The sequence below is a fragment of the Micromonospora sp. WMMD737 genome (assembly GCF_049179055.1).
Lineage (GTDB): Bacteria > Actinomycetota > Actinomycetes > Mycobacteriales > Micromonosporaceae > Micromonospora > Micromonospora reichwaldensis.
Window position 1 is genome coordinate 647789 of the sequence record NZ_JBMHMH010000001.1, and the last position, 14250, is coordinate 662038.

The 14250-nt window shown below is 72.0% G+C and carries 11 protein-coding genes and 1 riboswitch; of the genes, 8 read left to right on the top strand and 3 right to left on the bottom strand.

The window, feature by feature from the left end:
- Positions 1-353: 353 nt before the first annotated feature.
- Entirely contained in the window at positions 354-950 is a 597-nt protein-coding gene (locus ACN27A_RS02230; RefSeq protein WP_421449412.1) for a hypothetical protein, read from the bottom strand.
- 731 nt (positions 951-1681) lie between these two features.
- Between ACN27A_RS02230 and ACN27A_RS02235 the strand changes: the two genes are divergently transcribed.
- The 4 genes from ACN27A_RS02235 to mshC all read left to right on the top strand — a co-directional run bounded on the left by ACN27A_RS02235 (position 1682) and on the right by mshC (position 5398).
- Complete coding sequence (locus ACN27A_RS02235) at positions 1682-2395, top strand: histidine phosphatase family protein (RefSeq protein ID WP_421449415.1); 714 nt, start codon at positions 1682-1684, stop codon at positions 2393-2395.
- 277 nt (positions 2396-2672) lie between these two features.
- Positions 2673-3257 (top strand): DUF3090 domain-containing protein, encoded by a 585-nt coding sequence (locus ACN27A_RS02240; RefSeq protein ID WP_421449417.1) that lies wholly within the window; start codon positions 2673-2675, stop codon positions 3255-3257.
- Entirely contained in the window at positions 3254-4072 is an 819-nt protein-coding gene (locus tag ACN27A_RS02245) for an SCO1664 family protein (protein ID WP_421449420.1), read from the top strand. The genes ACN27A_RS02240 and ACN27A_RS02245 overlap by 4 nt, the downstream gene beginning before the upstream one ends.
- Positions 4073-4159: 87 nt before the next feature.
- Positions 4160-5398 (top strand): cysteine--1-D-myo-inosityl 2-amino-2-deoxy-alpha-D-glucopyranoside ligase, encoded by a 1239-nt coding sequence (gene mshC / locus ACN27A_RS02250; protein ID WP_421449422.1) that lies wholly within the window; start codon positions 4160-4162, stop codon positions 5396-5398.
- Positions 5399-5588: 190 nt separating this feature from the next.
- On the opposite strand, the gene ACN27A_RS02255 is transcribed toward mshC, so the two are convergent.
- Together ACN27A_RS02255 and ACN27A_RS02260 are read right to left on the bottom strand one after the other, a co-directional pair.
- On the bottom strand, positions 5589-6380 hold the full coding sequence (locus tag ACN27A_RS02255; protein WP_421449424.1) for a GntR family transcriptional regulator: 792 nt from the start codon (positions 6378-6380) through the stop codon (positions 5589-5591).
- A gap of 125 nt (positions 6381-6505) precedes the next feature.
- Positions 6506-7375 (bottom strand): PAC2 family protein, encoded by an 870-nt coding sequence (locus ACN27A_RS02260; protein WP_101409578.1) that lies wholly within the window; start codon positions 7373-7375, stop codon positions 6506-6508.
- A gap of 261 nt (positions 7376-7636) precedes the next feature.
- On the opposite strand from ACN27A_RS02260, the gene metH reads away from it, so the two are divergent.
- The 4 genes from metH to ACN27A_RS02280 all read left to right on the top strand — a co-directional run bounded on the left by metH (position 7637) and on the right by ACN27A_RS02280 (position 13580).
- Positions 7637-11152, top strand: coding sequence for a methionine synthase (metH, locus tag ACN27A_RS02265; protein ID WP_421449426.1), 3516 nt, complete (start codon positions 7637-7639; stop codon positions 11150-11152).
- Positions 11153-11606: 454 nt separating this feature from the next.
- Positions 11607-11849 (top strand): hypothetical protein, encoded by a 243-nt coding sequence (locus tag ACN27A_RS02270; protein WP_421449427.1) that lies wholly within the window; start codon positions 11607-11609, stop codon positions 11847-11849.
- Between the two features lie 155 nt (positions 11850-12004).
- Positions 12005-12346: a hypothetical protein gene (locus tag ACN27A_RS02275; RefSeq protein WP_421449429.1), complete on the top strand. Its 342-nt coding sequence runs from the start codon at positions 12005-12007 to the stop codon at positions 12344-12346.
- A 169-nt stretch (positions 12347-12515) separates the two neighbouring features.
- On the top strand, positions 12516-13580 hold the full coding sequence (locus tag ACN27A_RS02280) for an N-acetylmuramoyl-L-alanine amidase (protein ID WP_357577503.1): 1065 nt from the start codon (positions 12516-12518) through the stop codon (positions 13578-13580).
- Between the two features lie 329 nt (positions 13581-13909).
- Positions 13910-14124: riboswitch (cobalamin riboswitch) on the top strand.
- The last annotated feature ends 126 nt before the right edge of the window (positions 14125-14250 follow it).

Sequence of the window (14250 nt, forward strand, 5' to 3'; positions counted from 1 at the left end):
ACCGCCGACCGTCACTGCCTGCCTGCCTGGCGCCTTGGCGCTCTGGCGCTCTGGCGTCTGGCGCCGCGATTCGCACCCGGACCACAACCGCGGCGACCCGAAGGCCGAGGAGCGTATGCCCCCTCGCCGGATTCCGTCAGCCGCGTCCTCAGGTCGAGATCTTGGACGGTTGCCGTCGGGTGTGAGCGGTAACTGTCCAAGATCTGGTGGGGGAGATGCCGGCGCCCTGTCGGGGTGCCGGCCGTGGGGTGGTGGGTCTGTCAGTGGTGGGTGTGCCGGGGTGGATGTGCCGCTGGCCGGCACCCCGTGTTCGGGTGCCGGCCAGCGATCCCCCTTGTGGTGGAAAGTCTGTGTCAGCTGTTCCAGTGCTCGGCGACGAGGTCGGCGGCCTGCTGCTCCCACTGGGCGTAGTGGTCCGGGTAGGCCGAGACCTGCACCGTCTGCGCGGCCTTGGTAAGCGGCATGTCCTGCCACCCGTCGACCTGCTTCAGACCCTTCAGGAACGCCGTCGTCGAGTACTCCGGATCGGTGATCTGCTCCACCGTGCCCCAACCCGACGACGGGCGCTGCTGGAACAGGCCCTGCGAGTCGTGGTCGTTGCGGTCACCCAGGTGACCCAGGTTCTCCAGCTTCGACTCCTGCAACGCGGTAGCGATCGACACCACCGCGGCACGCTCGTCCATGCCGGCCTTCTTCGTCGCCGCGATGATGGCCTTGACGTTGGCGACCTGCTCGTCGGACAGGTCGATACGCGACTGGGCGCCCTGCACGCCGTGCGGGATCAGCTTGCCCTTGTCCACGGCCGGCTTGTCAGCCTGCACGGCCACAGCCGCCACGGGCGTGGTGTCCACAGTCGTCGGGGTGCTGCCGGTCATCGGGCCGGCGGCCACACCACCGGCGAACGCGAGACCAGCAATGCCGAGAACGCTGTTACGGATGAACGTGTTCATGGGGACGCTCCATTCGGGGGTTGGCACCACACACCGAAGGGGGATCGGCTCTGTGTGCGGGTGCAAGCACCGTCCGGCGCTCGATGAACAACGGGGAACCTCCGGCGTCCTGCCGGAGGAAAGATCAGCGTCGGCCGCGTGGGGCGGAGGGGGATGCCCTGCACGTGGGCCGGGACCATGTGTAACGACCGGCCGGCCGCCATCATTCCGGGGCCCGGGCCGGCCACCTGCCCGCGAGGCGAGGCGTGCCCTTACTCGGTCGAACGCATGGTGTAACGACCCGGGGTCGGCCACGATTCCGCCCCCACGATGCCCCCGGTCACACCTCAAAACCGGACATGCGTCTCGTTGTCGACTCGTTTCGGACGGCGTGGTGCGGGTCGTGGTGGGCGCTCCGGATTGTGCCGGACAGGTCGGTCGGTCGGGTGCAGGGGCGGCGAAGCCACGTGCCAGGGGATGAACCGGACATGCGGGGCGTGTCGGGGTAATGTGTCCGTTGGTGCCCCCGGGCATGGTCAACGGTTAGCCAAGCCTGTCGGGCCGACCCCGGTTACGAGATCTTGGCGAGGATCGGCCCCTGGAGGGGCACTCTCGTTCCAAGATCCGCCGACGCCGACGCCGACGCCGACGAGGTGAGTCGGGCCCGGGGCCGTAGTGCAGATGGGGGAGCGCGGGTCATACCGCGCACCGGGGAGGCACCCGTGGCCGGACACAGGTCATAGGGTGGTCCCGTGGCGACCCTTCTGCTTCTGCGACACGGCCGGACGACCGCGAACGCCGACGGCGGGCTGGCCGGCCGGCAGCCCGTCGAGCTGGACGACACGGGCCGGGCCCAGGCGAGCGCGGTCGGCGAGCGGCTGCGGGCGGTGCCGCTCGCGGCGGTGGTGACCAGCCCGCTGATCCGGTGCCGGCAGACCCTGGAACTGGCGCTGCCCGGGGTCGCCCCGGTGGTGGAGGAGGGGCTGATCGAGTGCGGCTACGGCGCCTGGGAGGGGCAGCCGCTGAAGAAGCTCGCCAAGGACCCGCTCTGGCCGGTGGTCCAGCAGCACCCGAGCGCGGCGGTCTTCCCGGAGGGGGAGGCGATGGCGGCGATGGCGGCGCGGGCGGTCACCGCGGTGCGTACGTGGGACGCCCGGATCACGGCGGAGCACGGCCCCGAGGCGGTCTGGCTGGCGTGCAGCCACGGCGACGTGATCAAGGCGATCGTCGCCGACGCGCTCGGCGTACACCTGGATCTGTTCCAGCGGATCGTGGCCGACCCGGCCTCGGTGACGGCGATCCGCTACACGCCGCTGCGGCCGTTCCTGATGCGGCTCAACGACACCGGCGGCGACCTGGCCGGGCTGGTGCCGCCGCCGCGTAAGCGGCGCCGACGGACGGCGCGGGCGGCCGGCGCGGCCGACTCGGACGCGCCGGTCGGCGGCGGCGCGGGGGCGGGTCGGTGACGGGCCGGTGGCGCCCCGACCCACGGCCTCGCGGCGGGGCGGGGCGGTGCCGGGGCGCGGCCGCCGTCCCGTCCGCGACGCCCGCCCCGGCCGACGAGGAGTCCGCGCGCCGGTGCGGGCCGAGAGTCCCGTCCGCGACCGCGCTGCGGCGCGGGCCCGGGGTCTCGCCGGCCGCCACGCCCGGGTGCGGCACACGGTGTGCCGGGCGCGGCGGGGGTACGGCGATTCGCGTCGGTGGGGTGCGCGGCGTTGTGGCGCGCCGGATAGGGTCGTGGGTATGACCCACCAGGTGCACGCCTTCGAGCCGCCGGAGCGGTTCGTCGCCGGGACGGTCGGGCCGCCGGGGGAGCGCACGTTCTTCCTCCAGGCGCGCGGCGGTGGCCGGCTGGTCAGCGTCGCGCTGGAGAAGGTCCAGGTGTCGTTGCTGGCCGAGAAGCTCGAGGAGCTGCTCTCCGAGGCGCAGCGGCGCTTCGGGGTGGAGCTGCCCGAGCCGGTGGCCGTCGTCGGCGACAACGACCCGCTGGACACGCCCGTCGACGAGGAGTTCCGGGTCGGCACGCTCGGGCTGGCGTTCGACGTCGACACCGCGACCGTGGTGATCGAGGCCATCGCCGTGGGCGAGGTCGAGGTCGAGGTCGAGCTCGGCGAGCCCGACGACGACGAGGACGCCGAGGACGAGGACGAGGAACCGGACGAGGATCTCGACCGGCTCCGGGTGCGGCTGACCCCCGAGGCGACCCGACAGTTCATCGAGCGGGCCCGGCGGGTGGTCAACGCCGGTCGTCCCCCGTGCCCGCTCTGCGGCCAGCCTCTCGATCCCGCCGGTCATCTCTGCCCGCGCCACAACGGTTATCACCGGTGACGTCGTCGGATCTCCAGCCCCGACAGGACGGCGAGGCCGCGCTCCGCTTGCTGCGTGACGGCCACCTCGACCTGGAGGGGCGGCTCGTCGACGCCTCCAACACCACCCTGCGCGGCATCCTGACCCTCGACGGGGTGACGGCCCGCTGCGTCTACAAGCCGGTGCGGGGCGAGCGCCCGCTGTGGGACTTCCCGGACGGCACGCTGGCCGGCCGGGAGGTCTCGGCGTACGTGGTCTCCCGGGCCACCGGCTGGGATCTGGTGCCGCCGACCGTGCTGCGCGACGGCCCGTTCGGCCCGGGATCGTGTCAGCTCTGGATCGACGAGCCGGAGGAGGCCGAGCCCCTGGTCGGGTTCGTGCCGGCCGACGCGCTGCCGCCCCGGTGGTTCCCGATCGCGGCGGCCCGCGACGACGACGGCACACCGTACGCGCTGGCGCACGCCGACGATCCGCGGCTGGCCCGGCTCGCGGTGCTCGACGCCGTGATCAACAACGCGGACCGCAAGGGCGGGCACGTGCTGGTCGGTCCGGACGACCGGATCTACGGCGTCGACCACGGGGTGAGCTTCCACGTCGAGGAGAAGTTGCGCACGGTGCTCTGGGGCTGGGCCGGGCGGCAACTGCCGGCGGACGCCGTGGAGATGCTCGACGCCCTCGCCGGCCAGCTTTCCGGGGCACTGGGCGCCGAGCTGGCCGAGCACCTGACCATCCGGGAGGTCGCCGAGCTGGCGGCCCGGGTCGACCGGCTGCGGCGCACCGGCCTGTTCCCGCAGCCCTCGCAGGACTGGCCGGCGGTGCCCTGGCCCCCCATGTGAGCGCGCCCGGTCCGTCCCGCGGCGCTGTCATGTTGATCACTGTGGGCCGGGCCTGCCGCGCCGCGCCGGCTGGTTAGGCTGACGGTCATGGACTCTTGGGCGGGACATGAGGTGCCGCGGCTGCCGGGCAGGGGCCAGCCGCTGTCGTTGTTCGACTCGGCGCGGCAGGGCGCCCACCCGAGCGATCCGGCCGGCACCGCGACCATGTACGTCTGCGGCATCACCCCGTACGACGCCACGCACCTGGGCCACGCCGCCACCATGATCGCGTTCGACCTGGTGCAGCGGGTGTGGCGGGACGCCGGCCGGGACGTGCACTACGTGCAGAACGTCACCGACATCGACGACCCGCTGCTGGAGCGGGCCGAGCGGGACGGCGAGGACTGGAAGGTCCTGGCGATGCGGGAGACCGCGCTGTTCCGCGAGGACATGGAGGCGCTGCGGATCATCCCGCCGGCGCACTACGTCGGCGCGGTGGAGTCGATCCCCGACATCGCCGACAAGGTCCTCCTGCTGCTCAAGGACGGGGCCGCGTACCGCCTGGAGGACGGCACCGGGGACGTCTACTTCGACATCGCCGCCACCCCCCGCTTCGGCTACGAGTCCAACCTGACCCGGGAGCAGATGCTGGAGATCTTCCCCGAGCGCGGGGGCGACCCCGACCGGGCCGGCAAGCGCGACCCGCTCGACCCGCTGCTGTGGCGGGGCGCCCGCGAGGGCGAGCCGTCCTGGCCGGGCGGCGAGCTGGGCGCCGGCCGTCCCGGCTGGCACATCGAGTGCACGGTCATCGCGCTCAACCTGCTCGGCGACCGGATCGACGTGCAGGGCGGCGGCAACGACCTGATCTTCCCTCACCACGAGTGCTCCGCCGCGCACGCCGAGCGGCTCACCGGCGCCGCGCCCTTCGCGCAGCACTACGTGCACGCCGGCATGATCGGCCTCGACGGCGAGAAGATGTCGAAGTCCCGGGGCAACCTGGTCTTCGTCTCCCGGCTGCGCGCCGACCAGGTCGACCCGATGGCGGTCCGGCTGGCCCTGCTCTCGGGGCACTACCGCACCGACCGCGCCTGGACCGACGAGCTGCTCGCGACGTCGCTGGAGCGGCTGGCCCGCTGGCGGCGGGCCGCCGCCGCGCCCGCCGGCCCGTCGGGCGAGGAGTTCCTGGCCGGCGTACGCGCCCGCCTCGCCGACGACCTGGACTCGCCGGGCGCCCTGGTGCTGGCCGACGAATGGGCCGAGGCGACTCTAGCCGGCACCGCCGACGACCCGGCCGCCCCCGCCCTCTTCGCCGCCACCCTGGACGCCCTCCTCGGCATCCACCTCTGACCCGCCCTCGCTCCCGCTCTCGCCGTGGCCCCACCCCTCGCCGGTCGATCATGCAGTAGTGGTGCCCCGCAAAAGGTGCTTAACGGCGGAACTGCCCACCAGAAGTGCATGATCGACGGGGCCGGGCCGGGGCGGGCCGGGGCGGGGCGGGCCGGGGCGGGGTGGGGTGGGGCGGGGTGGGGTGGGGCGGTCAGCCGAGGATCAGGCCCGGGTCCGGGGTGGGGTCGGGGGCCGGGGCGGGGATCTTGTACTCCTCGGTCAGCGTGGTGACCGGGCCGGGCCAGGTGGCCTGGGCGACCTCGATCGGCTTGCGGTGGCCGTCGTAGGCCACGTGCAGCAGGTGCAGCACCGGGGTGTCGGGGCGGATCTGGAGGATCTCGGCCTCCTCCCGGCTGGGCTGGCGGGCGCTGATGGTGTCGGTGGCGGAGACGTACCGCCGGCCGGTGGCCTCCTCGGCCTCCTGGTAGAGCGGCCGGCCGAACGCCTCGGCGCGTTCGAGTGAGGTGCCGGCGGTGTCGGCGGGCAGGAACCACGAGGCGCCCACCTCGACGGGGGAGTCCTCGGTGCGCACGAGGTGGCGGCGGCAGAGCAGGTCGGTGCCGTCGGCGACCCCGAACGCGTCGGCCACCTCCGGCGGGGCGGGGGCCCTGCCGACGGAGACGAGCTGCTGCCGGTACCGCGCGGCCAGGTCGGTGTGGTAGCCGCGGAAGCCGCCGTAGCGGCCCCGGGAGAGCCGGTTGAGCCGCCGCCGGGTGCCTCGGACGTACGTCCCGGAGCCGGGCTTGGTGATCAGGATGCCCTCGACCCGTAGCTGGTCGACGGCGCGCTGCACGGTCTGCTTCGCCACGCCGAACATCTCGGCGATGGCCGGGATGGACGGCAGTCGCTCGCCCGGTGCCCAGTCGCCGCGGCGGATCTGGGTCTTGAGCTGCGCGGCGATCTGCCGGTGCGGGAACTCGGCCGCCCCCGGGTTGATCTGCATGCTCGCCTCCTCGATGACAGCTAGGTTCCTAGGATGCCTTAGGGGTGGTGACGGCGCCACCCCGGACACGCAAAAGACCGGCCCCGGACGACGCGCGTCCGGGGCCGGTGCGGCAGGGGAGGGAGCTACCAGGAGCCGGCCGTGGGGCCGGCGGAGCCGCCGCGGCGGCGCAGGTACTTCTCGAACTCCTGGGCGATCTCGTCACCCGTCAGCGGGGTGATGCCCGCGTCGCCGACGCGTTCCTCCAGCTCACGCACGTACTCGCCGAGCTCGGCGTCCTGCTCGGCGGCGCTGCGCACCCGCTGCTCCCACTCGGCGGCCTCCTCGGCCAGGTCGGCCATGGGCACCGGCAGGTCGAGCACCTCCTCGACGCGGTGCAGCAGGGCGAGGGTGGCCTTCGGGCAGGGCGGGTTGTTGGCGTAGTGCGGCACGTGCACCCAGAACGAGACGGCGTCGACCTCGGCCTTGTTGCAGGCGTCGTGCAGCACGCCGACGATCCCGGTCGGCCCGTCGTAGCGGGTGGGGGTGAGCTGGTAGCGCTGGGCGGCCTCCGCGTCGGAGGCGCTGCCGCTGATCGGCAGCGGCCGGGTGTACGGCACGTCGGCCAGCAGCGCGCCGAGCACGACGACCCGCTCGACCTCCAGGCTGTGGCAGATCTCCAGCACCTGCTCGCAGAAGGTGCGCCACCGCATGCTCGGCTCGATGCCCCGGATCAGCACGACGTCCCGTTCGGTGCCCTCGGGGCTGGCCACCATGAAGCGCGTCGTCGGCCACTCCACCCGGCGGGTCTCGCCCTCGGCCATGGTGATCGTGGGGCGGCTGACCTGGAAGTCGTAGAAGTCCTCCGGGTCCAGCTCCGTGACCTGCCGGGCCTGCCACACCTGCTCCAGGTGCTCGACGGCGGCGGTGGAGGCGTCGGCGGCGTCGTTCCAGCCCTCGAACGCGGCGATCGCCACGGGGGACCGCAGCACCGGCAGTCCGTCGAACTCGGTCACGCCGTCACCTCACCCTGCTCGTCGGGGGCGGCGCCGGGACCGGACCCGGTCGTCCGCCCGCCGGGCGTGGTGCTGTCGCTGTTGTCCTTCACGTCCGTCAGCCTACGTGTCGGGGCGGGATGCGGCCCGTCGGCCGCGCCGGTCGAGCCCGGCTGCGGCCGGCCATACCACGATGAACCGGACAGCGTGATCCCGCTGACACAATGTGGGAAGGCACGTGCGGGGGAATCCATCGGCGGGCGACGGCACTAACCTGATCCTGTGCGCACCTCATTGCTCGACGTACTGGCAGACCGGATCCTCATCGCCGACGGCGCGATGGGCACGATGCTGCAGGCGGCCGACCTCACCCTGGACGACTTCGAGGGCTACGAGGGCTGCAACGAGGTCCTCAACGCCACCCGACCGGACGTCGTGCGCGGGGTGCACGAGGCGTACCTGGCCGCCGGCGCGGACTGCGTCGAGACCAACACCTTCGGGGCCAACCTGGCCAACCTGGCCGAGTACGACATCCAGCACCGCATCCGCGAGCTCTCCGAGGCCGGGGCCCGCCTCGCCCGGGAGGCCGCCGACGCGTACGCCACCCCCGGGCGGCCCCGCTTCGTGCTGGGCTCGATCGGCCCGGGCACCAAGCTGCCCACCCTGGGGCACGCCGACTACGCGACCCTGCGCGACGCGTACCAGGAGAACGCCGAGGGCCTGATCGAGGGCGGGTCGGACGCGCTAATCGTGGAGACCTGCCAGGACCTGCTCCAGGTCAAGGCCGCCGTCGTCGGCTCGAAGCGGGCGATGGCCCGGCTCGGCCGGACGGTGCCGATCATCTGCCACGTCGCCGTGGAGACCACCGGCACCATGCTGGTGGGCAGCGAGATCGGGGCGGCGCTGGCGGCCATCGAGCCGCTGGGCGTCGACCTGATCGGGTTGAACTGCTCGACCGGACCGGCCGAGATGGGCGAGCACCTGCGCTACCTCTCCCGGCACTCCCGGATTCCGCTGTCGGTGATGCCGAACGCGGGCCTGCCGGTGCTGACCGCCGACGGGGCGTACTTCCCGCTGACCCCCGTGGAGCTGGCCGACGCGCTGGAGCGCTTCGTCACCGAGTACGGCGTCTCGCTGGTGGGCGGCTGCTGCGGCACCACCCCCGAGCATATCCAGGTCCTCTCGGAGCGCCTGCACGGCACGCGCCCGGCACCCCGCGAGCCGCGGCACGAGGCCGGCGTCTCGTCGGTCTACCACCCGGTGCCGTTCGCCCAGGACGCCTCCCTGCTGATGGTGGGGGAGCGCACCAACGCCAACGGCTCCAAGGCGTTCCGCGAGGCCATGCTCGCCGGCGACTGGCGGGCCTGCGTGGAGATCGCCCGTAGCCAGGCCCGCGACGGCTCGCACCTGCTGGACCTGTGCGTCGACTACGTCGGCCGCGACGGCACCCAGGACATGCGGGAACTCGCCGGCCGCTTCGCCACCGCCTCCACCCTGCCGATCATGCTCGACTCGACCGAGCCGCAGGTGGTCGAGGCGGGCCTGGAGATGCTCGGCGGCCGGTGCGTGGTCAACTCGGTCAACTTCGAGGACGGTGACGGGCCGGAGTCCCGCTACGCCCGGGTGATGCCCATCGTCAAGGAGCACGGCGCCGCCGTGGTGGCGCTGCTCATCGACGAGGAGGGGCAGGCGCGCACCGCCGAGTGGAAGGTGCGGGTCGCGGGGCGGCTCATCGACGACCTCACCGGGCGGTGGGGAATGGACCGCGCGGACATCCTGATCGACGCGCTGACCTTCCCGATCGCCACCGGCCAGGAGGAGACCCGGCGCGACGGCATCGAGACTATCGAGGCGATCCGCGAGATCGCCCGCCGCTGGCCGGGCGTCAACTTCACCCTCGGCATCTCCAACGTCTCGTTCGGACTCAACCCGGCGGCCCGGCAGGTGCTCAACTCGGTCTTCCTGCACGAGTGCCGCGAGGCCGGCCTGACCAGCGCCATCGTGCACGCCAGCAAGATCCTGCCGTTCAACAAGATCCCCGACGCGCAGCGGGAGGTGGCGCTGGACCTCGTCTACGACCGCCGCCGCGAGGGCTACGACCCGGTGCAGAGGTTCATCGAGATCTTCGAGGGCGTGGACGCGGCGTCGGCGCGCGCCGGCCGGGCGGAGGAGTTGGCCGCGCTGCCGCTGGAGGAGCGGCTCAAGCGGCGGATCATCGACGGGGAGCGCAACGGCCTGGAGGCCGACCTGGACGCGGCGATGGCGCAGGGACGCAGCCCGCTGTCCATCATCAACGACATCCTGCTCGACGGCATGAAGGTCGTCGGTGAGCTGTTCGGCTCCGGTCAGATGCAGCTGCCGTTCGTGCTCCAGTCCGCCGAGGTGATGAAGACCGCCGTGGCGTACCTGGAGCCGCACATGGAGACCGCCGAGGACGGCGGCAAGGGCCGCATCGTGCTGGCCACGGTGCGCGGGGACGTGCACGACATCGGCAAGAACCTGGTCGACATCATCCTGTCCAACAACGGCTACGAGGTCGTCAACATCGGCATCAAGCAGCCGATCAACGCGATCCTGGAGGCCGCCGAGCAGCACCGGGCCGACGCGATCGGCATGTCCGGGCTGCTGGTCAAGAGCACGGTGATCATGAAGGAGAACCTGGCCGAGATGGCGTCGCGCGGGGTCGCGGAGCGCTGGCCGGTGCTGCTGGGCGGCGCGGCCCTGACCCGGGCGTACGTCGAGGACGACCTGCGGGCGATGTTCCCCGGCCAGGTGCACTACGCCCGGGACGCCTTCGAGGGACTGTCGCTGATGGACCGGGTGATGACGGCCAAGCGCGGCGGGGCGCCCGTGATCGACGCGGAGCGGGAGGCGGCCCTGGCGGCCCGACGGGCGCGCCGCGAGCGGCAGCGGGCGATCGTCAGCGAGTCGTTGCCGGAGTTGGACGACGCCTCGGTGCGCTCCGACGTGGCCACCGACGTGGAGGTGCCCGCCCCGCCGTTCCTGGGCACCCGGGTGGTCAAGGGCGTGCCGCTGGCCGACTACGCGGCGCTGCTCGACGAGCGGGCCACCTTCCTCGGGCAGTGGGGCCTGCGGGGCGCCCGCAGCGGGCAGGGACCGTCCTACGAGGAACTGGTGGAGACCGAGGGCCGGCCCCGGCTGCGCTACTGGCTGGACCGGCTGATCGCCGACCAGGTGTTGGAGGCGGCCGTGGTGTACGGCTACTTCCCGGCGTACGCCGAGGGCAACGACCTGGTGCTGCTGGACGAGAACGGGCACTCCGAGCGGGCGCGGTTCTCCTTCCCCCGGCAGCGGCAGGAGCGGCGGCTCTGCCTGGCCGACTTCTTCCGCCCGCGCGGCGACGAGCTGGACGTGGTGGCGTTGCAGCTGGTCACCGTGGGGCAGCCGATCAGCGAGTACACGGCGAAGATGTTCGCCCGCAACGAGTACCGCGACTACCTGGAGGTGCACGGGCTGTCCGTACAGCTCACCGAGGCCCTCGCGGAGTACTGGCACCGGCGGATCCGCGCCGAGCTGACCCTGCCGGGCGGGCGTACGGTGGCCGACGACGACCCGGCGGACCTGGCGGGTCTGCTGCGCACCGACTACCGGGGCTGCCGGTACGCGTTCGGCTACCCGGCCTGCCCGGACCTGGAGGACCGGGCGAAGATCGTGGAGCTGCTGGGCGCGGAGCGGATCGGTGTGCAGTTGTCGGAGGAGTTCCAGCTGATGCCGGAGCAGGCGACCGACGCGATCGTGGTGCACCACCCGGAGGCGAGCTACTTCAACGCCAAGTGACGCGTAGGCCTGAGCTACGGGTCAGGTCGTCGGGGGTCGACGGCGGGATGGCAGGGTGTTGGCTGTGTTGGTTACCGTGCGGGTATGACTGGCGCGGCATGGGGAGTCGTTGCATTCTTGCTGCTGGCTATCGCCGGTGTGGCGGTGGTGGCTCGGCGTCGGGGAGCATCACGGGTGCTGGATCGCGAGGAGCAGTTGCGATTGGCCAGGCGTGCCGCCCAGCAGATCGACCGGGAAGCTCGGAGAGCGAAGCGCGGCAGCCTGCGTGGTAGGGGTGGTGGGGGCGACGAAGGCCTCTCGCGTGACGCAGCCTATGGGAGCGAGGGCGGCACATCCGGTACGCCGTAGTGCGAGTTCCGCTCTCTCGCAGCTCACCGACCCGTCGTTGTTCTTTCGGACGAAGCGGTCGAGGCTGAGGGGTGAGGTGGCATCCCTGTCGTGGCAGCATGCGGCGGTGACCTTCGATGATGACCGGTACCTGGATGCCTTCGTCGACTACCGCAGGGGGCATCATTTCGTTCGACTTGACGTCGAAGTGCCAGCGGAGACTCTGACGGAAGGGTTGGCCGGTCCCGATGACGACGTGCCACACGGTTCGTTGTGGTTGTCGGCGGACCGGGCGGAGGCGCTGGCCAGGTCGTTGCTCAGTTGCGCTGCGGAGGTGAGGGATCAGAGCCGCAAGCAGACGCGTGAGTGACTAACCGGATGGGGATCGGGTCGGCCGCCGACGAGTTGCGCAGGCTGCGGTTTCTGAGGTCCAGGAACGGCCAGCCTTGCGTCGTGACTCCGTAGGGTGGGCCCGGGATTTACGCGGCCGGCGGCGGCGGTGCGCGGAGACGTATGGTCGGTCGCGTGTCCACCGACGAGGATCGTGAACGTCTTGCCGAGCAGCTGGTGGCGCTGCCGGTTGCTGAACTCGTTGATGTCCTGCGGCGTGTGCTGCCGCACTTCACCGAGGACCAGTACGGCGTGCGCACCACGCTGACCCTGGTCGCTGTCACCGACTACGAGGACGAGCCGGGTCTCGACATGGAACTGGTCGCCTGGCCGGACCGTGACTACTACGACGGTGGACTCGGGATCGACCAGGGGCTGTGGGAGAACGGCCGTTGTGCACGGTGCGATGTCGAGGTGACGTCGAACGCCAAGCGCGCGTTCTGCCCGTACTGCGGGTCCCCCTGTGCCCTGACGTGAGCGCGTCCGACGACTGCGTAGGCCCTCGATCGCCGGTGGTGACGGCACGACGACCCTAGGGGGAGGAAACCTTCGGAGCCCAGATCAGTTGGCGTAGACATCTTTCATCGGACATCGACCTGCCGCTATATTGCGGGCACTGTCGATCTCTTCCGATGACGAGGTGCACATGTTCGACAACCGGACGCTGCGGCGGCGTACCCTCCTTGCGGCCGTCGCCGGTGCCGCGGCCGTCCCCATGGTCGCCGGCCCCGCGTGGGCGGCGTTGCCGAAGGTCTACATCGACCCGGGCCACGGCGGCACCGACCCCGGCGCGGTCGGCAACGGGCTGCAGGAGAAGGCCCTGACGCTCGACATCTCCCTGCAACTGCGCAACATTCTGCTGGCCAACTGGGCCGTGGACGTCCGGATGTCGCGCACGACCGACATCACCCGCAGTTTGGCGTACCGCACCGACGACGCCAACGCGTGGGGCGCGAACCTGCTGGTGAGCGTGCACATCAACTCCGGCGGTGGCACCGGCTTCGAGAGCTACCGCTACCCGACGTCGGACGCCGCCACCGTCAACCTGCACAACGCCCTGCACCCGAGGGTGATCGGCGGCATGCGGACGATCGGTGGGGTCACCGATCGGGGGCTGAAGACCGCGAACTTCCACATGCTGCGCGAGTCGGCCATGCCCGCGGTGCTGACCGAGAACCTCTTCATCGACTCCGTCGCCGACTCGAACCTGCTCAAGCGCGCCGACTTCATCACCGCCACCGCCCGTGGCCACGCCGAGGGCATCGCCGCCTACCTCGGCCTGAGCGCGCCCAACCCGCCCACGTTCAGCACCATCGTGGACAACACCACGGCGGGACGGTTCACGGCGAGCACCAACTGGGGCACCTCCTCGTACTCCGCCCAGCGCTACGGGGCCGACTACCGCTTCGCCAACCCCACGCTGGCCAGCGACTCCGCCTGGTTCAAGGTGAACATCCCGGCGGCCGGCAACTACCGCGTCGAGGTGCGGCACCCGGCCGACCCCGGCTACAACAGCTCGGCCCCGCACGTCGTCGTCACCGCCTCGGGCAACCGTACGGTCAACGTGGACCAGCGCTCCAGCGGCGGCGTCTGGCGCTCGCTGGGCACCTTCGGGCTGGCTGCCGGCGACCGGAACCTGGTCGCGGTCAGCCGCTGGACCAGCACCACCGGCTACGTGGTGGCCGACGCCGTCCGGGTCACCCGGGTCTAGGAACACCGCCGAGCTGAGGCCGGGCGTTCGGAAGGCGCCGCCGCGCCACGCCTCGCGGCCCTCCTCCACCGCCACCAGCGCGCCGACAGCCCCACCCGATCGTGATCAGGACGCCATGGACGTGACCCGCGGTTCTGGGGTCCATGGCGTCCTGATCACCGTTTGCGGGGCGCCGCGGTAGAGCGGCGCTGCGGCACCGTGTCGCGGCGCTAGCTCATGGCCGGTGCATCGACGCGGGCTTCTGGCTGGCGATCGACGGGTGTGACCCGTGCCGCCGACGACACGCCCGGGACCGACATGTGGGGTGTGACAACGGCGCCAACCCTATATATGGTGTCGGCGCAGCTGGTTCGGCCGCTCATCCGGAGTGGTCGAGGCAAGAGGGAACCCGGTGGGAATCCGGGACTGCCCCGCAGCGGTGAGTGGGAACGACCGCCGTCATCAGCACTGGGCCGCCAGCGGCCTGGGAAGCGACGGCCAGTAGGAGACCGGCTTATCCGGTCGCGCCCGCGAGTCCGAAGACCTGCCAGTGCGCCGTACGCCCGCTTCCGGGTGTGTGGCGGTCCGAGGCCGCGTGGGACGGCCGACGCCATCCCGACGCGTTGCCCTGCGGCGCGTCGTCGTCGGTGTCCGCTCCGCGCGTGCCCAGGAAATCCGTCTGGGATCAAGG